This is a genomic window from Streptomyces sp. NPDC024017, assembly GCF_040638895.1.
GTDB lineage: Bacteria > Actinomycetota > Actinomycetes > Streptomycetales > Streptomycetaceae > Streptomyces.
Genome location: NZ_JBEZYZ010000004.1, coordinates 594,798 through 614,012 on the forward strand (window position 1 = coordinate 594,798; position 19,215 = coordinate 614,012).

A 19,215-nucleotide genomic window follows, 5' to 3' on the forward strand; every position below is an offset into this window, starting at 1 on the left:
GATGCAGAATTCCCAGACCGAGACCCTGGAAAAGATACCCGCCGATTTCGTACAGGACTCCTACGCGCTCTACGCCCGGTTGCGGGAGGAGGGACCGCCGCGCAAGGTCTTGATGCCGCACGGTGTCAAGGTCTGGATGGTGACGCGCTACGACGATGTGCGGACGCTGCTGGCCGACAGCCGGGTGAGCAAGGACGGCCGGCGCATCAACGAGATGTTCGCCCGGCATGCCGAGACGCCCACCGAAGCACCGGCCGCGGTCGACAACGACCTGGCGGCGCACATGCTCAACAGCGATCCGCCGAACCACGCCCGGCTGCGGCGGCTGGTCGGCAAGGCGTTCACCGAGCGCCGGGCCAAGGCGCTGCGCCCCAGGATCGAGGAGATCACCGACGAACTGCTGGACCGGTTGGCCGAGAACCCGCAAGCCGATCTCATCGAGCAGTTCGCGGCCCCGCTCACCATCACCGTGCTCGCCGAGCTGCTCGGCGTGCCGCCCGAGGACCGAGCGGTGTTCCGTTCCTGGACCAACACCCTGGTCGGTGCCAACCACACCGAGGAGGAGGTGGCCTCGGCTTCGGCCGCCGTCACCGAGTTCACCGAGGCGCTCATCGACGCCAAGAACGCCAACCCGGGCGAGGACATGTTCAGTGCCCTCGTCCAGGCCACCGAGGACGGCGACCGGCTCACCAAGTCCGAACTGGTCGCGATGGTCTTCCTCCTCGTGGTCGCGGGCCACGACACCACGCTCAGCATGATCGGTAACGCGGTCCACGCACTGCTGCGCAACCCCGACCAGCTGGCTCTGCTGAAGTCCGACCCGTCGCTGCTGCCGAACGCGGTGGACGAAATGTTGCGCTACGAGGGACCGGTGGGTCTTGCGACCTTCCGCTTCACCACGGACGACATCCCGCTGAACGGGGTGACGATTCCTGGCGGTGAGATCGTGGTGGTCGCGCTGGGCTCGGCCAACCGGGACGCCGAGAAGTTCGAGAACCCCGACGAGCTCGACATCACCCGCAGGATCAGCGGAAACCTGGCCTTCGGTCACGGCATCCACTACTGCGCGGGGGCGCCCCTGGGGCGGCTCCAGGTGGAGATCGGCGTGGGCCGGCTGCTTCGGCGCTTCCCGGATCTGAGCTTCGCCGCCGATCCGGACACGTTCCGCTGGAAGGCCAGCACCATCATGCACGGCCTGGTCGAGCTACCGGTCCGCACGGTGGCCTGAGGCCGGGGCCCGGGGGGAGGGGTGGTGGGGGTACCGGCAAGCGGCACGCCGATACCCCCGAACCGTCAGGCAGTACGCCGGAAGTCCATGATCCAGTTGGTCTCCCAGTCGCCGTCTCCCGTCCTGGAGAACGCCTGCTCCCAGCGTGCCGAGTCCGCGGTGATCCCGGACCAGATGAAACGGCAGCGCACGGAGGCGCCTTGGTGGATCTCCTCCCCGTGGAACTCGCCGACCCCGTTCGGCCCGAACCGGCCCACGATCGACGGGGACATCCGGCCAATGCGGTTGTTGACCCAGGTCAGCGACCACTCGTCGCGCTCTGTGTCGTACAGGCGCAACGTGAGGCCCGAGAAGTCCTTGGTGGGAAAGACGATCTCGTCCAGGTTCGCCCCGCCGTCGAACAGAGTGCCGCGGCAGTTGGCCGTCGCGGGGAACTCCTCCCACTCGCCGCTGCCGGACAACGGCTCGCGCAGCCGACGGTTGGTCACATGCCAGGTGCCGATCAGGAAGTCGAAGGCGCCCGGCCCGGTGGGGCGGGCGAGGGATGCGGCGGAATCCGTCACGCTTCTGTCCTTTCGGGCTGCGCGGCGAGGTGAGAGACGGCGTCGAGGTGGGCGCGGAGAAGACCGCCCGGCCAGGAATGGAGAGGCGCCTTCTCGGGCCGGCGCACGGCCTGCGCGACGACGGCGTCCGTCAGTTCCTGTTCGATGTCCATCCGGGGGTGGAGCCGTTCCACCTCCTCCCGTACGGCGGGATCGTCGATCGTCTCCTGGCCGAAGTCGGTCAGCACGCCCAGCCGGGTGAGCAGGGTGATGGGGCCGCGTCTTTCGGCGATTTGGGGTGAGGTGTGCAGGGCGATGGCCTCCCACACCTGGTCGACCCGGGCGGCATCCAGGCCCTCGGAGGTCAGCAGCTCGGCGGCCGCGTCGGCGCCCTCCACCTCGAACCGGAGAGGGCCGTCGTGGGCGTCCGAGGTGCCGAGGTCGTGCAACGAGCAGGCGTAGAACAGCAGATCGTCGTCGTAGTCGGTGCCAGGGGCCATACCGCGTCGTTCGCCCGCGAGGACGGCCCACAGATAGGTGCGGATGCTGTGGTTCACGATCGCCGGACGCACGAGACGGTTCAGGACGTGCTGCGCCCTGGTCGCACGTGGATGGCTGGGCAGGGAAGGTAATTCGATCACGGGCTCACCATAGTGCCGGTTTGGTATATCGCCATGGGCGCGGATTGAATCGCGGAATTAGCGACAGCGTTCGCAGAATTCCAGGCACTTCCTCTCATCCGACGCGCTTTCCGGATGGCGACGTCCCACGCCGCTGCTGGGCCGCGCGATGGCGGAAGACGTGGCGGTACGTCTGCGGGGAGATACCGGTGAGTCGGCCGAAGTGGTACCGGAGGTTGGTGGCGCTGCCGAACCCGGTGCGTTGCGCAACGCTCTCCACCGGGTCGCCGGTCGTCTCCAGCAACTCCTGGGCGAGCCGGACCCGTTCCTGCAGGACCCACTGCAGGGGCGTCGTGCCGAGCGCCTCACGGAACCGACGGGCGAAGGTGCGCTCGCTCAGCCCTGCCTCCCGGGCGAGCTGTGGCACCGTCAGCTGTTCGTGAAGACGGCGGCGGGCCCATTCCAGGACGGGCGCGAGGGTGTCGTTCGTCCTGCGCACCCGGACGGGCGGGCGCGCGTACTGGGCCTGTCCGCCCTCTCGGTGCGGTGGTACGACCATGCGCCGGGCGACCTCGTTGGCGACCGCGGAGCCGAAGTCCTGGCGAACCAGGTGGAGGCAGAGGTCGATGGCGGATCCCGTGCCGGCCGAAGTGAGAATGGTGCCGTCCTCGATGTAGAGGGACGTCGGGTCGAACTCGACCTCGGGGAAGCGATGGCTGAAGTCCATCGCGTTCATCCAGTGTGCCGTGGCCCGCCGCCCGTCGAGCAGCCCCGCGGCCGCCAGCACGTAGGCGCCGGAGCATATGGAGACGATGCGCCGACCCAGCTCATACGCTTTGCGTACGGCCTGTAGCAGGGCGACGGGAGGATCGATCTGCACGTCCCGGGAACATGCCGCCACCACCACGGTATCCGCCTCGGCCAGCTGGTCCAGGCTGTGCGAGGCGGGCACGATGAGCCCGGCCGCGGTGCGCAGCGGACCGGACTGCGCGGCGCACAACCGCATTTCATACCAGGCATCGACCAGGTCACTGCGGTCGATGCCGAACACCTCGCAGGGAACGGCCAGTTCAAACGTCGGAGCACCGTCGGTCACGGCGACGGCCACAACATGTCGCTGCATGGCAGAAATTTAGCGCACCCTGTCTTTTCCGCCGCTTGTTCATGCTGATCATGTCAGGAACTCTCTTTCCATGAGCTCCGAGACGAGCGAAACGAAGAGCCGGCCGGCGGGGCGGCTCACCGTATTCCAGGGCACGGCGATGTACGTGGGCGCGGTCCTGGGCACCGGGGTCATCGCCCTGCCGGCACTCGCCGCCGAGGCCGCTGGTCCCGCCTCCTTGCTCGCATGGCTCGCACTCGTGGTGCTGTCGGCTCCGCTGGCAGCGACCTTCGCGGCGCTCGGCGCACGGCATCCGGACGCGGGCGGGGTGTCGACTTACGCGCGCCTGGCGTTCGGCGACCGTACGGCAGCGGTGGTCGGCTGGTGCTTCTACCTCGCCGTGCCCCCGGGGGCGAGCGCGGCCGCTCTCTTCGGCGGCGCCTACGTGTCGGCGGCGCTCGGCGGCGGGCGGACCACCACCATGGTGACGGCGGTCATGCTGATGGCTGTCGTCACCGCTTCCAACGCGGTGGGCGTACAAGTGACAGGGCGGTTCCAGTTCGCCCTGGCCGGGCTGCTCGTCGCCCTGCTGCTGGTGGCGGTGGCCCTGTCGCTGCCGCACGCGAGCACCGACAACCTGAGGCCCTTCGCACCGCACGGCTGGGCGGCGATCGCTCCGGCGGCGGCCCTGCTGGTGTGGAGCTTCGCCGGATGGGAGGCGATCACCCACCTGGCGGGTGAATTCCGCTCCCCGGGCCGTGACCTGCCCCGCGCGACCACGGCCGCGGTCGTCATCGTCGGCGTGCTGTATCTGGCCGTGGCCTTCGCAGTCGTCGCGGTGCTGGGGCCGGGCGCCGCACACGCCGAGGCGCCGCTCGGAGAGCTCATGGCCCGGGGCCTGGGCGGCAACGCCCGGATGCTGGCCGCGGTGGCGGCGCTGCTCCTCACCCTCGGAGCGATGAATGCCTACTTCGCGGGTGCCGCCAAGCTCGGCGCCGCACTCGGCCGCGACGGGGCGCTGCCGGCCTGGCTCACCCGCGGCAGCACGGTCGGCGAGGTGCCACGCCGCAGCCTCGGCGTCGTCTCCTCGCTCGCCCTGCTGACGCTGGCCATCGTGACCGTGACCGGTCTGGGCGCCCGCCCCTTGGTGCTGTTGACCACCGGGTCCTTCGTAGCGGTGTACGCCGTCGGCGTGGCCGCCTCGCTGCGGCTGCTGCCGAAGCGAGGCAAGGCTCGGACGGCGGCGATCGCCGCGCTCGTCGCTGTGGTGATCATGCTGCTCATGTCGGGCCGGTATCTCCTCTGGCCGCTCGCGGTCACCGGCGCCGCACTGCTCTACCTCAGCCTCGGAGGCCGGCGCACCGATCGAGCGACATCCGACGAGGCGACATCGGACGGCGTGACCCAGGCCGTGGTTGCCGCCCCACCCATTGACTCGTCTTCGGACCCCATAGAGAGAATGTCGTGACCGACAGACTTCTGACCAGCGTGCCCACCGGGCCACACGCGCCCGATCTGGAACAGCTCCGCGCCGCGGTGACCCGGTTCTCGCAACTGCCGGGAGTCGACAAGACAGCGACCCCCGATACCGCCGCGCCGACCCTGGACCTCGCGATCCGGGAGCACCGCACGACCCTGCTGCGCTGGCTCAACTCCTGGGGGTGCCGCATCCGCTACCCCCGCGACGGGGAGACCGATCTGTTCGACGCCGGGATCCGCGACTGGGCGGCCCGGTGGGCGGGTGCGATGGTCCCGGCTGAGGTGACCCTCGCCCAACTGACCTACGAGGACATCACGTTGCTGGGCGAATACTACGCGGATCTGGCGAATCTGACCGTCGGGACGCCCGTGCGCCCACGGTCGCTGGGGCCTACGGCGGCGGCCAAGGCGCTGTACCGATTGCGCCCGCGCACCTTCATGCCATGGGACGATGCCATCGCGAACAGTCTGCACGGTGCTCGCGACGCGATGGCGTTCATGTCCCATCAGCGCCTCGGACAAAGATGGGCACGACGGCTGCTCGACGAGAGCGGGCTGGACGAGCGGGCGCTGGCCTCGGCCCTCGGCAGCGAGGGCAGGTCACTGCCGAAGCTGCTGGACGACTACTGCTACATGCGGTTCACCAGAGGTGACTTCGCCCCGTGAAGTCGATGGCAGTGATTTGATTCCCCGTCGTCTTCTTTGAATTCGGCTACGAAGCCGAGGAGTTCATTCACTGCCGCTGCGAGGGAAAGGCGGCTAGGGTTCCGGGCATGACGGAGTTAGACGATCAGAGGCGCCCGGAACCCCCGCTTTCGGCCGACGAGACCGTCACGTTGCTGGGTTTTCTGGATTACCAGCGCGCGACACTGGAATGGAAATGCTCGGGGCTGGACGCAGCCGGTCTTCGGGTGACCGTGGGTGCCTCCACCATGACGCTGGGCGGGCTGCTGAAGCACCTGGCCTTCGCCGAGGACTGGTGGTTCTCCCGGGGACTTCATGGCCACGCACCGGCGCCCCCGTGGAACACGGTCGACTGGGCCGGCGACAACGACTGGGACTGGAACTCGGCCGCCGACGACACTCCGGAGCAGCTCCTGTCCCTCTGGCGGGATGCCGTGGCCCGCTCCCGTTCGCTGACTGCGGAGGCGTTGGCGCAGGGAGGCCTCGACCACCTGGCCCGACGCCCGCAGCCCGACGGTGGAGCCCCCGGCCTTCGATGGATCCTGTGCCACGTCATTACGGAGTACGCACGCCACAACGGCCATGCGGATCTCCTCCGTGAGTCGGTCGACGGGCTCACCGGCGTGTGACGGCACGAGGGCGGGTGCGAAGCCTCGCCCGACCGGATCCCGGAGTCGGCCTTGCAGTCCGGGCCGCCCCGTCGGCATGCGCGGCCCAGCGACGGCTGCTGGCGGGAATTCAGTGATCATTGACGGTTCTGTTCATTGTTCATCCTTCTGGGATGTCGAAAACTGACGTAGGCGAGTGGACGGCCCACGAGGCCGCGTCGTCGTGAACATGCGCATGGAAGGGCGAATGATGATCCCAGCTGATGAGACCTTCGACAGGACCTGGCCCTACCCACCGCATTTCACGGAGGTCGCAGGATTTCGCCAGCATTTCGTCGACGAAGGTCCGCGCGACGGCGGCGGCGCCGTCGTGTTCCTGCACGGCGAGCCCACTTGGGGCTATCTGTGGCGGCACCTGATCGGACCTCTTTCCCAGGAACGGCGGGTCATCGTCCCCGACCACATGGGGTTCGGAAAGAGCGCCACCCCCGTAGATCGCACCTATCTGGCCGGGGAACACATCGACAATCTCGAGGCGCTGCTGGTCGGCGTGCTCGATCTGCACGACATCACGCTCGTCATGCACGACTGGGGCGGACCCATCGGCACCGGATTCGCTTTACGCCACCCCGACCGCATCGCCCGCGTCTTCGCCACCAACACGGTCCTCCCGCTCGGCCTGCCCGCGTACGACAAGCTGATGGCGGAGAACTTCGCCGACAGCCACTGGTTCCGCTGGGCGAGTGCGGCCCACGCCAACGGCACCCTGGAGCAGACCCTGGGCGAAGCGGGTAGCAGCGTCACACACCTGATGCTGGCGCTGCAGACCATTACGCGCCCACAGCACATCACCCCCACCTGGGTCCGTGCGTACGCCGCGCACTTCACCGACCGGGCCGCCTGTCAAGGAGTGCTCCGCTTCCCGCAGCAGCTGGTGGCGCCGGATCCCGAAGTCGCACCCGCGCCGCCGAACCTGGATGCTGTCGAGGCATTGCGGGCCAAGCCCGCCGTTCTCGTGGAGGGCATGCGCGACACCGCCCTCCTGCCGCGCTACGTCATCCCCGCGTTCCAACTGGCCTATCCCGATGCGCCGGTGATCGAGCTGGCGGATGTCGGGCACTTCCCCTCCGAAGACGCTCCGGAGACCCTGCTGGCCCTTCTCCAACTCTTCCTGCAGACCACCTGACAAGATCCGGCGCCGTCCACCGGCGGGCGCATCCCGGGCCAGGCCCGGGTCTCGACCCAGTGACCCCGCCTGAGTCCGACCCCGCCTGGGTCCGCGCACCCGTGCCGCCGGCTCCGCTTCGCGACCGAGGCGGGGTGGCCCGATGCCCCGACGGCGCCCTCTCCGCTCCTCTGGAGGTACACCCCCCACATGTCCCACAGGGTCTGGCTACTCATGCTCGCGGTTGGCACATTCGCCATCGGCACCGACGGCTATGTCATCGCCGGTCTGCTGCCCGAGATGGCGCACGATCTCGGCGTGACCGAGAGTGCGGCAGGCCAGTTCGTCACCGTGTTCGCCCTCGCCTACGCGATCGGTGCCCCCGTGCTGGGCGTGGCGATCGGCAATCTGCCGCGCCGGCCGGTCCTCATCGGCAGCCTCGCTCTGTTCGTCGTTTCCAACGTCGCCGCCGCCCTGGTCGACTCGTACGGGATGATGCTCGCCGTGCGGGTCCTGTCGGCGATCGCCGCCGCCGTGTTCACCCCGGCCGCGGCCGCCGCCGTACCGGCACTGGTCCCCGCCGAAGAACGCGGCCGGGCGCTGGGCACCGTGGGCGCCGGTATCGCCATCGCCACCGCGGCCGGCGTGCCGCTGGGCACTCTCATCGGCGGCGCCTTCGGCTGGCGGACCACCTTCCTGTTCGTGGCCGGCCTCAGCGTCGTGGCCACCGTAGGACTGGTGCTGATGCTGCCTCCGCTGCCGCCGGATCCCGCCGTCGGTCTGGGGGCACGCCTGTCGGTGGCACGGGCCCGGGGGGTCCCCGCGATGCTGGGCCTCACCATGCTGTGGATTTCCGGCGCCTTCACCGTCCTCACCTACATGAGCCCGGTCCTGGACGCGGTGGGCGGCATCCACGGAGGAGCACTCAGCATCTGGCTGATGATCTTCGGCGTCGCGGCTGTGGCGGGCAACGCGCTGGGCGGACGGGCCGCCGACCGCTACCCCACGACCCGGCTCATGGTGATCAGCACCTGCGGACTCACCCTCGCTCTGGCCTCCTTCGGCGTGCTCAGCTCACTGGGCGTGCACGGCTCGTTGGGCGCGGGGCTGGCCGCCGTGGCTCTGGTGGTCTGGGGCATCTTCGGCTGGTCCTTCGCTCCGGTGCAGCAGCATCGGATCGTGGAGCTGGCACCGGACTCCGCGGGCATCGTTCTGTCCCTGAACGCCAGCGCCATCTACATCGGCATCTCCCTGGGCGGTTTCCTCGGCTCTCTCGCACTCGACCGGTCCGGGGTCCCCGCAGTCGGCTGGACCGCGGCCGGCCTGGAGGTGCTGGCCGTCACCGCGGCGACGGCCATCGCGATGCAAGCGAGACGGCATCCACACCACGGCACTGCCACGGCCTCCAAGGCCCGGCCCAGTCACACGGACAGTTCCTCGCTCCCTCTCTGACGACGAATGGTGATTACTGTGATCACGTCCGGCTTACGAGGCGGGCTGACCCGCCGCGGCCTCGCCAGAGCCACTCTCGGCGCCACCGCAGCCATCGGATTACCGGCAAGTGCCGCCCAGGCTGCTCCCGTTGCCTCCCCGCATGGGTTTGACCCCAAAGACTGGGGTTCCGTGCGCGACCAGTTCGCACTGTCGCGTGACTACCTGCAGTTCTCGGCTTTCGTCCTCGCCTCGCACCCCCGCCAGGTACGTGACGCCATCAACGGCTACCGCGACGCGCTGGATGCGGACCCGATCGCTGCCGGAGCCGGCTTCATCGACGAGGACCGAAGCCTGGAAGTGCGCACATCGCTTGCAGGCTTCCTCGGCACCGACACGGACGACGTGGCGTTGACCGACAGCACCACCATGGGGCTCGCACTCCTCTACGGCGGCCTGCGGCTGGACAGCGGCCAGGAGATGGTCACCAGCGAGCACGACTTCTACGCCACGCACCAGGCGCTGCGTCTGCGCCACCAGCGAGACGGTGTCCCGGTGCGCAAGATCAGGCTGTACGACGACCCGGCCATGGCGACGACGGACGAGATCGTCACCCGGATCCTCCGCTCGATCACCCCCCGCACCCGTGTGCTCGCTCTGACCTGGGTGAACTCCGACAACGGCGTGAAGCTGCCGGCGCGAGCCATAGCCGACGCGCTGCGAGACATCAACGCCAGGCGGGATCTCGCCGACCACGTCCTGTTCTGCCTGGACGGCGTCCACGGATTCGCCGCCGAGAACATCACGATGTCGGACCTCGGCTGCGACTTCTTCGCCACCAGCACGCACAAGTGGCTGCACGGCCCGCGCGGTACCGGCCTGTTGTGGGGCAAGCCCGAGCACTGGCCGTTCGTCGCTCCGGTGATTCCCAACTTCAGCCGTGAAGGCTATGAAGGCTGGGTGGGCGACCGGGACCCGGTGGCGGCGCCCGCGATCCTCGAAACCCCCGGCGGCTACCACTCCTTCGAACATCGCTGGGCCGTTCCCGCAGCCGTCCGCTTCCACGAGACCATCGGCCGCGCCAGAATCGCCGAGCGCATCACATCCCAGGCCGCCCTTCTCAAGGACGAACTGGACCGGCTCCCGAACGTGCGCGTCCTGACCCCCCGCGACCCGTCCATGTCGGCCGGCGTCGTCTGCTGCACCGTGGAGGGCTGGGCCGCTGCCGATGCCGAACGCGAACTCCGTGAAGCCCACAAAGTCATCGCCACGGAGACTCCCTACGCACAGCCGCACCTGCGCTTCGGACCGACCATGGTGACTGCCCCCGAGCAGATCGGCAGGGTCGTCAAGGCCGTGAGGGCGCTGCGCTGATGCGCCGCCTCGACACAGGGGCGAGTCCGCTGGCGCGATACGGCAGACCAGACAGCCACTGGCCACCGTGCCCGGGCGATGCCCGGGCACGGTCCGACGGCCTGTTCGCGCTGTAGCGTCCCGCAAGCCGCCGTCGGCGCTCCCGTCCCCCGGGGGGTGCCGACGGCTTCGCCGCACGCCGACCGGCGTGGAGGCCAGGTCCTCATAACCCGTTACCACGTCCGTCAACCGGGGTGTCACGCATGGCCACGATCCATCTCGTCTGGAGAAATCCGGTGCAACCCAGCCCCCTGCGTCCAGGGATGAAGCAGTTATTAGACGCATTGATCGACGTTCCCGCCTATGTGATGGGACGGGAGATGGATATTTTGGGCTGGAACACCCTTGCTGCGTGTCTGTACGGAGATTTCGGGGACATGACGCCTAGGCAAAGAAACTGGGCTCGCATCACGTTTCTCGACCCCCGGGCGCACGATCTCTTCCCCGACTGGGACCGCAAGGCTCTCGAAGTCGTCCATCACTTACGAACACAGGTCGCTTGCGCTCCCCATGATTCGGGGCTCATCACGCTTATCGACGAACTCGCTGCCGAAAGCAGGGACTTTCATCTAATCTGGTCCCGGGGGACAGGAAGGGAGATGATCCGCGGCCCGAAACGGATCCATCATCCATTGGTAGGGGACTTGACTCTCTGGTTCGAGGTCCTGGCGCCCGTCGGCGATCCCCACCAGTTTCTGATCACCTGTCATGCTGAGCCGGCTTCACCGTCCGCAGAGTTATTGCGAGTGCTGGCAAGCTGGGGTGGATGACGGTGCCGAAGGGTGCGGTCGCTTGGAGATGTCTTCGACTGGATTCTGAGACGCGAAGGGAAAGAGTGAGAAATGGGCAGTTCTATGCTGACATTAGATCACCTCGATCTTGACGAGATGCGCAGCTCGGTCGATTCCGTCCTGGAAGCCTTCCTGGTCGAGAAATCAACGACTGCCGCAGATGGCTGTTTCCCTCCCGAAGCAATAGAGATATTCCGTGACTTTCTACGGTCCGGCGGAAAACGGATGAGGCCACTTCTCTGCCTGGTCGGCTGGCATGCCGCTGCCGAGAGCGCGGAAACGGAGAAGGTCCTGAGAATTGCCGCCTCGCTTGAGATGTTTCACGCGTTCACCTTGATTCACGACGACGTCATGGACAACTCGTCCACGCGCCGAGGGAAACCGACGGTACACCGCGCTTTTGCTCACAGGTACGCCGCGCGCCCTGACGCCATGGAATTCGGAACCAACGCCGCCATACTGCTCGGCGACTTGGCTCTTGCCTGGAGTCAGGAGCTTTTCCACTCGGCCGGCCTCACTCCGGCGCAGCTCGCTGCTGCTCTCCCTGTGCTGGATGTGATGCGTACGGAGGTCATGTACGGACAGTACCTGGATCTGCTGACGGCAAAGAATTTCACTACTGATCTCAGCCACGCGATGGAGATCATTCGCTATAAGACGGCCAAGTACACAGTCGAGCGTCCGCTGCATCTCGGCGCCACGATAGCTGGAGCCGAGCAGGGCACAAAGGATTCCTTGAGCTCCTATGCCATCCCGGTGGGCGAGGCTTTTCAGCTGCGAGACGATCTTCTGGGCATCTTCGGGGACCCTGATGTCACTGGCAAGTCAGCGATGGAGGACCTGCGCGAGGGAAAGGGGACTGTGCTAGTCGCCTTGGCGCTGAACAGAGGCGACTCGCGTCAACAGAGCGTGCTGAACACCCTGTTGGGAGATCCGGACTTGGACGAGCAAGGGGCTGAGGAAGTCCGCTCCATTCTGCTTGTGACCGGAGCCTGTGACACGGTGGAGCAAATGATCGCCGACCGGCATCGAGCAGCTCTCGATGCTCTGGGGAAGGCAAACTTCTCGACTGCGGCCACAGCGGCACTCGAGCAGCTCGCAACTGTGGCGGCAATGCGAATTTCTTGATTGTGTTTCGTGGCGTCGGAGGAGGAGTCATGGCAGAAATCAGGCCGAAAATGCTGGGAGATGAGGTTGAGTTCTACCTCCCGGAGATCAAAAGAATCATCCCCGTAAGGTGTCACCCGCAATACGCCAGGGCCGAGGAGCTCAACAGCCGCTACATCCGATCCGAGCTGCGCGGCTTGTACCGGGACGAAGCCGAATGCCAAAGGAATCTCACCGATCTGCATGCACTGTGGGCTTGCCTCGTCAACCCGAACGCAAAGGACGAGAGGATCGTCAAGGGCGCTTACTGGACGAGCTGCTGGTTCACATACGACGACATCATGTCGGATGCTGACTGGCTCGGGGCGATGCCGGCGCAGGCGCAGGAAGTGATCGATGATGTTCTCCCTGCCCTGAACGGCGAGGACGACGGCACCGGAAAGAAGTACCGAAAGGCGGCGCGCGACAACATACTCATGATGCAGCCGGACATGACACCGCGGCAGATGAAGCGATATTTGAGGAATTTACGCGAGTACATCGACGCGTTCACCGACGAGGTTGCCATGCGTGCGCGAGGCGAGATTCCAGACTGGAAAACCTACCTGGACATGCATGTCACCTCCGGGTGCGAGGCCAACCTTACCGTTCTTGAGTACGGTCAGGGTTTCGACCTGACAGAGGAACTGGAGACGAGTAAGGAATTGCGGGATGCCCGTCGGCTCGTAGGTGAAAGCTATGTCGTCGTGAACGACCTCTTCTCCTTCAGGAAGGAATACTTTCAGGGCGACTACGGGAACGCTGTTTCCGTCTTCATGCTCAATGAAGGACTGGAACTCCAGGACGCCGTAGAAAAGCTCTGCGGGCTCATCGAGGAGGTGGAGCGGAAATTTGTCGAGAAACGTGAGGAGATACTTGGTAGCCCCATCGGGACGCTCCCCGATGTGCGTGCCCATTTGTCCGAGCTTGGTTATGCGATTGCGGGAAATCTGGAGTGGTCCTACCGAACTCCCAGGTATAACGGTGCCGGGCATGTGTGGAATGGAGCGCGGTCAGGAAAGGTCACCATAACGCCTGAGAGGACCATCTACCATGGCTGATGGAACCTTCACCGAAGAATCTTGCCCATATGCTGCCGAATCCGGGAAACCCGCCAGGTTCGGCCAGATGCCCGGCGCCCTGCCCATCGTGGGACATGCAATCGAGATGTACCGTCGGCCGCTCGATTTTCTGGCCTCACTGCCTGCTCACGGTGACCTGGTCGAACTTCGACTCGGACCGGGCCGGGCATTCATGGTCTGCACTCCTGAGCTCACACGGCAGGTACTGCTCGACGCCCGTACGTTCGACAAGGGAGGCCCTGTCATCACTGCAGGGCGCCAACTCATCGGCGACGGTCTGGCCACGTGCGACTGGATCGAGCACAAGAGGCAACGCCCGTTGGTCCAACCCGCCTTCCGCACCGATCGCATCACGTCCTACGCGAGGGTGATGGAGGAGGAGATCCAGGCGACCACAGTGGACTGGCGCGATGGTGCCGTCCACGACATCAGTGCGGCGTTACGCTCTCTGACCATCCGGGTCACTGCCAGGACATTGTTCTCCGCGCCTATGGGTGCCTCGGCGGTTGCGGAAGTGGAACAGGGGCTTCCTTCGGTACTCAGCGGCCTCTACTGGCGTATGCTGGTCCCGCTTCAAGCGCTCCACAAGCTACCGACTCCCGGAAATCGGAGATTCCAGAAGTCGCTGGCGAGGCTGCACGATGCCATCGGTGGCATCATCGCTGCCTATCGGAACGCCGAAGGTGGTCACAACGACATCCTGTCGGCCATCTTCGAATACAGAGGTGGTGAGCACGGTGACAGCTTCTCGGATGAAGAGATACGCAACCAGATCTTCACCTTCCTGATAGGCGCGACCGAAACCACCGCATCGGCGCTCTCGTGGGCCTTTTATCTCTTGAGTGAGAACCCGAAAGCCGAGAAGAAACTACACGCCGAGGTCGATGCCGTGCTGAAAGGAAGGCCGGCCGCGTATGAGGACCTTCCTCGCCTCGACTACTGCTGCCGCGTCCTGACGGAAGCGCTGCGCCTGTACCCGCCGGTTTGGGCGGTATCCCGAACGACGACATCGGAAACAGAGCTCGCCGGACAGACGTTGGCGAAGAACACGACGGTGATGTGGAGCCCGTATCTCCTGCATCGAAACGCTGATCTCTATGCGGAGCCCGACGATTTCGACCCTGATCGCTGGCCCGTCGGGCACAATCCGACAGACTCTCGTGGCGCGATGTTCCCGTTTGCGGCCGGTCGCCGGAAGTGCATCGGAGACAACTTCGCCATAGTGGAGGCGACCCTGGCTCTGGCGACGATCGCGAGCAGCTGGCGGCTGAGTCGACCGGATGGCACACGCCTGGTTCCGGAACCCAAGATGACCCTCGGCACTGGTGTGCTGCCCATGGTGTGCACGTCGCGAAGCCCACAGCTCGTCAGTAGCAACTGACCGGCTCCTGGCCACGCGTTCAATGGAAGCCCTCGGGGGACGGGTGGCTGTACGGCAGTGTCCGCAGAGTGCTGCGGCTCCGGCGGCCGTCACCTTGCGTACGCGTCCTCGCTGCGGGCGCCGGGCTCCGACCGTGACATAGGCCACCCGTGTGCATCCGCAGCATGCGTGTTTGCGTTCGCGTCGGCTGGAAAGTGGCTCTGTAGTCACCGGACGCGGCAATCCGGTGGATGGTGACCGAAAGCCGGAAAGAGGAGGTCCGATGTCCTCGAAGCGACGTCGCAAGAAGAAGGCCCGCCGCAAGAACGGCGCGAACCACGGCAGCCGTCCGCAGTCCTGAGAGGTCCTGCGGGCGCGCCGACGCAAACGGGTGGGTGGCAGGTGCCACCCACCCGTTTGCGTTCGCAGGCGCGTCACGGCCTCACGGCCGTTCTGTGCCGTCACAGGCGGAAGACCCGCCCGAGCGCGTCGGCCGGCGCGGGCTGCGTCTCCGCAACCGCGAGCCGTGTCAGGCGGGCGGCGAGACAGCACTCCGGGCGGATGAAGAACGCCGCCGCAGCAGGCGGTGAGCGCGTCGGCGGAGTCGGCGTAGAAGACCAGGGCGTGTCCGCGGTCGCGCAACAGGTCGTAGAGGCGCAGGGGCGTCACGGCCAGGCTGGTGGTGAGGCCGCGGCAGTCGGGAGTCCGTGCGCCCGGGCCGGGGGAGTCCGCGTCTTCGGGGCCCGCGCCGTTCGTCGCGGTCAGGGGACTGTCCGGGTAGGCGACGAGCAGTTGCGCCTCGCGCAGCATCACCGTCGGCATGTCGTCCCGCGAGGCTTGGACGCCGCCCCCGGTGGCATGCCGGACCGTGCGTCCCACCGCCGGGAGACGGTCAGCGACTTCACGGCGGCCGGGCCGATGTCCGCCGTCCCGTCCGGGACGTCGTACCCGCGTCAGCTACGCGGAGGACCGCAGTCCGTCGGCCGCGGGCGGCACCTCGCCCTCCGGGCGGTCGAAGGCCAGGACCATGACACCCGAGAGCAGCCCCGCCTTGAGGACGACCCCCAGGTGACGGCGGCCACCATGCCCCGCAGGTCACGGCGTAGATCGGCGAGGTCGATGCCGTACGTCTGCGGTACGCCCCACGGCGAGCAGCAGTCCGGTGGCGACGACGTACCCGGTGGTGCCGACGAGGGGCGTCGGATCCGCGGCCAGGCCGGTCAGAGTCCCCGCGAGCAGCGTGGCCGGCGCTCCGAGCAGCACGGCCGGAACCGCCGGCAGCTTCGACCGCCGGGCATGGTCGTGTCGAGACCGCTCCACCTGCTCCCCCCATCCCCGGGTGGTACGCCGCGAGCGTAGTCGGGCCGGCGTCATGGCCGGTGCGCCCGCCGCCGCCCCCGGACGGCATCACGTCCGTCGGGCGTGCGCCCCCGCCCCGGCCGGACATCGGCGTGAACGAGCGGGTGGCGGCGCATGCGCCTGCGGGCCGCACGCGGCCGCGAGATCCGGTGCCCCGGCACATGGCGTGGTCGAGGACGTCGCCCACCCCCATGGGCGACGTCCTCGACCGCTCCCCCGGTGCCGGACTGTGGCTCAGGTGTCCGCGCGGCGGATCCGTGCCGTCACCAGCACATCACCGCCGTCCCGCCGCAACCCCAGGCGGAGTACAGGCGTACGCGGACGACGTAGCGGCGGCCCTTGACGAGCCGGGCGCCGATCGTGGCGTTGTGCGGAGTTCCCCCGTCGTCCCGGCCGGCGAGGTAGCGGGGTTCGCCGTCCCGCTCCTCGAAGAGCACGACGACGGCGTCGCAGTCACCGAAGGTGCCCAGCGTGTACGTGCGGGTCTCCGGCGGGTCGATCACGAAGTCCGCCTGCTCGCCCGGGCCGAGACCGAGCGGTGCCGAGCGGAACGGCACCAGCGCGGGCGAACCCTGCGGATGCGCCGGCGGATACCAGCGCAGCACGGCCTCCTTGTCGGCGGCGGACAGGGTGCCGGGCGGGTTCAGGCCCCCGCGGTACTGCTCCGGTTCCAGGATCAGCCCCGGCGGGAACGGGAACTCCATGATCGACTGCGGGTCCCAGACGGAGCCGTTGACCTCGTCCGGGCCGAGCTTGCGCAGGATGTTGTAGTGCGTCCGCTCCCGGCTCCAGTGGTGGGGCGGGCCCGCCAGTTCGGCGTAGACGGCCTCGTCGTCCCAGTGGATGCCAGCGAACGGGCTCTGGTGCTCGTGCAGCAAGCCGAGCGCGTGCCCGATCTGGTGCAGGGCCGTCCCGCGCTCCCCGGACGCGGTCAGGTCCCAGCCGAAGTTCATGGTGCGTTCCTGCCGGCCGGCGAGCAGCGCGTCCCGGCCCACCGCCGACCACGAGCCGTCGCCGGCCTGGAACCCGATGCGCAGTTCGGCCTCCGAGCGGTCGCCGACCTCGGCGAAGGCGATCCCGATGCCGAGGTCCTGCCACTCCCGGAAGCCCGCCCGCACCACGTCGCGCTGCTCCTCGGTGCCGGCCCACGAGACCCGTCGCGTCATCCCCCTCCCCGGCACGGGGATGACGGACGCGTCGGTGTCACCGTCGAAGAACCAGTAGTGCACAACGGTGCCGTTGACCCACATCCGCCGTCCGCTCGCGAGTGCGCTCAGCCGCTCGGCCGCCAGCCCCGGTGCGAAGGCGGGCGCCGGCGTCTGAGCCAGCGAGCAGTAGCGTGCGGTCATGGGCCACAGCCTGCCCTGCGGCCCGCCCCGGGCGCCTGAGTCGGGGGCTACTCAAGTCGCCCTGTATCAAAGGTGAGTAGTCGCGCTCATGTCTGTGTGATGACTTACGAGAGGGACGCGACGACGCTGGAGCTGCCCTGGCCGTTCGCCGGGCGGGAGGACGAACTGGAGCTGGTCCGCCGGTCCCTGACCGGCGTGCGGCGCGGCATCGTGGTGACGGGCCCGGCGGGGTGCGGCAAGAGCCGCCTCGTCACCGAGGCGATCCGCGGCACCGGCTGCGCACGGGCGGCCGGCACGCCCGAGAGCCGGACCATCCCCTTCGCCGCCTTCGCCCATCTGCTGCCCGAGTCGGTCACGTTGCACCGCGCGGTCCGGTTGCTGTCCGGGGTCCGCACACTGCTGGTGGACGACGCGCACCTTCTCGACGACGCCTCCGCCGCGCTGGTCCATCAGCTCGCCGTGCACGGGCGCACCCGGCTGCTGGTCGTCGCCACGGACGGCGCCCCCGTGCCGGGCGCGATCTCCCGGCTGTGGACCGGTGAGCTCCTGCCGCGCCTCGCGCTGGAGCCGCTGCCCGAGGAGGAGACCGGCCGGCTGCTCACGGCCGGCGCCGGACCCCTCGACGCGCTCACCGTGGACCGGCTGCGCCGCCTGAGCCAGGGCGACCTGCGGCTGCTGCGCGACCTGCTGGGGGCGGTGCGCGGGCAGCTGGCCCCCGTCCAGGACACCGGCGAACGGGCCTGGCGGGGCCAGGTCCCGCTGACCACGGCCGTGCGTGAACGCACCGCCCCCGTCCTCGGCCGGACCTGCCCTCGCGAACGCGAGACCCTCGACCGACTCGCCTTCGCCGAGCCCCTGCCCTCGCACCTGGACGAGCTGGACCTCGGCGCCCTCGAAGCGCTGGAGTCCGACGGCCTGATCGAGGTCGACGACCGCGGTGCCGTCCGTCTCGCCCACCCCCTGTACGGGCCGGTGCTCCGGGCGGCGGCGGGCCGGCTGCGGGCACGCCGACTGGCCCGGACGCCGGACGCGTACGCCGCCGCCCTCGACGCCGAGTCGGCCGCACTGGCCCACCGGATCGACCAGGCCGACGTACGGGCGACGGCCACACCGGTGGGGGAGTGGCTGGTCGCCGAGGGCGGCCCGCTGCCGGGCGGGTACGCCGCGGTGCGTGCCCGGTTCGCGCGGCTGCGCGGCAAGGTGAGGGAGGCGGCGGCCTGGGCGCGCGAGGGGCTGCGGGGCGACCCCGGGAACGTGTCCTGCCTGGCCGAACTCGACCGCGCCGCAGCGGCGCTGGACAGCCGGGGCGACCTGGATCCGGACCTGGAGGCCCTCACCGACCCCTACGACGCCGTCCGCCTCGGCGTTCCCGAGAAGGTCATCGACCGGCTCAGCGGCGTCTTCGCCCGGCACGCCGACGCGCTCACCCGCGCCGACGGCCCGGACCTGGACGAGGTGGCCGGGGAACTGGAGCGGCGGGGCTTCCTGCTGTTCGCCGCAGAGGCGCATGCCCAGGCCGTACGCGCCCACCGCGACCCACGCGCCGCCCGGCACTCCCGCACCCGGGCCGTCGCCCTGGCCCGGCGCTGCCAGGGCGCCCGCACCCCCGCGCTGTCCGGGCTGATCCTCGGCGAACTCACCGCCCGGCAGCGGCAGATCGTCGCCCTCGCCGCGGCCGGCCTGACCAACCGGCAGATCGCCGAACGCCTCACCCTGTCCGTGCGCACCGTCGGCAACCACCTGTACAGCGCCTACGCCCGGCTCGGCGCGAGCGACCGCGGCGCCCTGCCGTGGCTGGCTCAGGCGCCCGAAGCCCAACCGGCCTGAGCCGGCACCAGGACCGGCGGCCTGACCCG

The 19,215-nt window shown here is 68.3% G+C and carries 17 protein-coding genes; 12 read left to right on the forward strand and 5 right to left on the reverse strand.

What is annotated here, in order from left to right:
* The first annotated feature begins 1 nt into the window (after nt 1).
* Nucleotides 2–1,228: a cytochrome P450 gene (locus AB0G20_RS14070; protein WP_361300798.1), complete on the forward strand. Its 1,227-nt coding sequence runs from the start codon at nt 2–4 to the stop codon at nt 1,226–1,228.
* 65 nt (nt 1,229–1,293) lie between these two features.
* Here AB0G20_RS14070 and AB0G20_RS14075 read toward each other — a convergent pair whose 3' ends face one another.
* From AB0G20_RS14075 to AB0G20_RS14085, 3 genes are all read right to left on the reverse strand, one after another.
* Complete coding sequence (locus tag AB0G20_RS14075) at nt 1,294–1,791, reverse strand: hypothetical protein (RefSeq protein WP_361300801.1); 498 nt, start codon at nt 1,789–1,791, stop codon at nt 1,294–1,296.
* Nucleotides 1,788–2,411, reverse strand: a complete 624-nt coding sequence (locus AB0G20_RS14080; protein WP_361300804.1) for an HD domain-containing protein — start codon at nt 2,409–2,411, stop codon at nt 1,788–1,790. Before AB0G20_RS14080 ends, AB0G20_RS14075 begins: the two co-directional genes overlap by 4 nt.
* Nucleotides 2,412–2,505: 94 nt before the next feature.
* Nucleotides 2,506–3,513 (reverse strand): helix-turn-helix domain-containing protein, encoded by a 1,008-nt coding sequence (locus AB0G20_RS14085; RefSeq protein WP_361300807.1) that lies wholly within the window; start codon nt 3,511–3,513, stop codon nt 2,506–2,508.
* 70 nt (nt 3,514–3,583) lie between these two features.
* Between AB0G20_RS14085 and AB0G20_RS14090 the strand changes: the two genes are divergently transcribed.
* The 10 genes from AB0G20_RS14090 to AB0G20_RS14135 all read left to right on the forward strand — a co-directional run bounded on the left by AB0G20_RS14090 (nt 3,584) and on the right by AB0G20_RS14135 (nt 14,672).
* Entirely contained in the window at nt 3,584–4,960 is a 1,377-nt protein-coding gene (locus AB0G20_RS14090; RefSeq protein ID WP_361300810.1) for an APC family permease, read from the forward strand.
* Nucleotides 4,957–5,637 carry a hypothetical protein gene (locus AB0G20_RS14095; protein ID WP_361300813.1) on the forward strand — a complete coding sequence of 227 codons (681 nt, stop codon included), beginning with the start codon at nt 4,957–4,959 and terminating at the stop codon, nt 5,635–5,637. The genes AB0G20_RS14090 and AB0G20_RS14095 overlap by 4 nt, the downstream gene beginning before the upstream one ends.
* Before the next feature lie 107 nt (nt 5,638–5,744).
* Nucleotides 5,745–6,284: a DinB family protein gene (locus AB0G20_RS14100; RefSeq protein ID WP_361300816.1), complete on the forward strand. Its 540-nt coding sequence runs from the start codon at nt 5,745–5,747 to the stop codon at nt 6,282–6,284.
* A gap of 208 nt (nt 6,285–6,492) precedes the next feature.
* On the forward strand, nt 6,493–7,449 hold the full coding sequence (locus AB0G20_RS14105; protein ID WP_361300965.1) for an alpha/beta fold hydrolase: 957 nt from the start codon (nt 6,493–6,495) through the stop codon (nt 7,447–7,449).
* 189 nt (nt 7,450–7,638) lie between these two features.
* On the forward strand, nt 7,639–8,880 hold the full coding sequence (locus AB0G20_RS14110) for an MFS transporter (protein ID WP_361300819.1): 1,242 nt from the start codon (nt 7,639–7,641) through the stop codon (nt 8,878–8,880).
* A 171-nt stretch (nt 8,881–9,051) separates the two neighbouring features.
* The gene (locus tag AB0G20_RS14115) at nt 9,052–10,233 is read left to right on the forward strand and encodes an aminotransferase class V-fold PLP-dependent enzyme (RefSeq protein ID WP_361300822.1); all 1,182 of its coding nucleotides are present in this window, start codon (nt 9,052–9,054) and stop codon (nt 10,231–10,233) included.
* A gap of 242 nt (nt 10,234–10,475) precedes the next feature.
* Complete coding sequence (locus AB0G20_RS14120; protein WP_361300825.1) at nt 10,476–11,042, forward strand: hypothetical protein; 567 nt, start codon at nt 10,476–10,478, stop codon at nt 11,040–11,042.
* Between the two features lie 72 nt (nt 11,043–11,114).
* A complete protein-coding gene (locus tag AB0G20_RS14125; RefSeq protein ID WP_361300828.1) occupies nt 11,115–12,191 on the forward strand; it encodes a polyprenyl synthetase family protein in 1,077 nt (358 codons plus the stop codon).
* 29 nt (nt 12,192–12,220) lie between these two features.
* Nucleotides 12,221–13,270 (forward strand): terpene synthase family protein, encoded by a 1,050-nt coding sequence (locus AB0G20_RS14130; protein WP_361300831.1) that lies wholly within the window; start codon nt 12,221–12,223, stop codon nt 13,268–13,270.
* Nucleotides 13,263–14,672, forward strand: a complete 1,410-nt coding sequence (locus AB0G20_RS14135; protein ID WP_361300834.1) for a cytochrome P450 — start codon at nt 13,263–13,265, stop codon at nt 14,670–14,672. The genes AB0G20_RS14130 and AB0G20_RS14135 overlap by 8 nt, the downstream gene beginning before the upstream one ends.
* A 1,074-nt stretch (nt 14,673–15,746) precedes the next feature.
* Here AB0G20_RS14135 and AB0G20_RS14140 read toward each other — a convergent pair.
* Both AB0G20_RS14140 and AB0G20_RS14145 read right to left on the reverse strand, forming a co-directional pair.
* Entirely contained in the window at nt 15,747–15,971 is a 225-nt protein-coding gene (locus tag AB0G20_RS14140; RefSeq protein WP_361300837.1) for a hypothetical protein, read from the reverse strand.
* Nucleotides 15,972–16,273: 302 nt separating this feature from the next.
* Nucleotides 16,274–17,359 carry a M12 family metallopeptidase gene (locus AB0G20_RS14145; RefSeq protein ID WP_361300839.1) on the reverse strand — a complete coding sequence of 362 codons (1,086 nt, stop codon included), beginning with the start codon at nt 17,357–17,359 and terminating at the stop codon, nt 16,274–16,276.
* 99 nt (nt 17,360–17,458) lie between these two features.
* On the opposite strand from AB0G20_RS14145, the gene AB0G20_RS14150 reads away from it, so the two are divergent.
* Nucleotides 17,459–19,186, forward strand: coding sequence for a LuxR C-terminal-related transcriptional regulator (locus AB0G20_RS14150; RefSeq protein ID WP_361300842.1), 1,728 nt, complete (start codon nt 17,459–17,461; stop codon nt 19,184–19,186).
* Nucleotides 19,187–19,215: the final 29 nt, after the last annotated feature.

Coding starts and splice junctions, on each gene's coding strand:
- AB0G20_RS14070 (WP_361300798.1), top strand. CDS start 2: ATGCAGAATTCCCAGACCGAGACCCTGGAAAAGATACCCGCCGATTTC.
- AB0G20_RS14085 (WP_361300807.1), bottom strand. CDS start 3,513: ATGCAGCGACATGTTGTGGCCGTCGCCGTGACCGACGGTGCTCCGACG.
- AB0G20_RS14090 (WP_361300810.1), top strand. CDS start 3,584: ATGAGCTCCGAGACGAGCGAAACGAAGAGCCGGCCGGCGGGGCGGCTC.
- AB0G20_RS14100 (WP_361300816.1), top strand. CDS start 5,745: ATGACGGAGTTAGACGATCAGAGGCGCCCGGAACCCCCGCTTTCGGCC.
- AB0G20_RS14105 (WP_361300965.1), top strand. CDS start 6,493: ATGCGCATGGAAGGGCGAATGATGATCCCAGCTGATGAGACCTTCGAC.
- AB0G20_RS14110 (WP_361300819.1), top strand. CDS start 7,639: ATGTCCCACAGGGTCTGGCTACTCATGCTCGCGGTTGGCACATTCGCC.
- AB0G20_RS14120 (WP_361300825.1), top strand. CDS start 10,476: ATGGCCACGATCCATCTCGTCTGGAGAAATCCGGTGCAACCCAGCCCC.
- AB0G20_RS14125 (WP_361300828.1), top strand. CDS start 11,115: ATGGGCAGTTCTATGCTGACATTAGATCACCTCGATCTTGACGAGATG.
- AB0G20_RS14130 (WP_361300831.1), top strand. CDS start 12,221: ATGGCAGAAATCAGGCCGAAAATGCTGGGAGATGAGGTTGAGTTCTAC.
- AB0G20_RS14135 (WP_361300834.1), top strand. CDS start 13,263: ATGGCTGATGGAACCTTCACCGAAGAATCTTGCCCATATGCTGCCGAA.
- AB0G20_RS14145 (WP_361300839.1), bottom strand. CDS start 17,359: ATGACCGCACGCTACTGCTCGCTGGCTCAGACGCCGGCGCCCGCCTTC.
- AB0G20_RS14150 (WP_361300842.1), top strand. CDS start 17,459: ATGACTTACGAGAGGGACGCGACGACGCTGGAGCTGCCCTGGCCGTTC.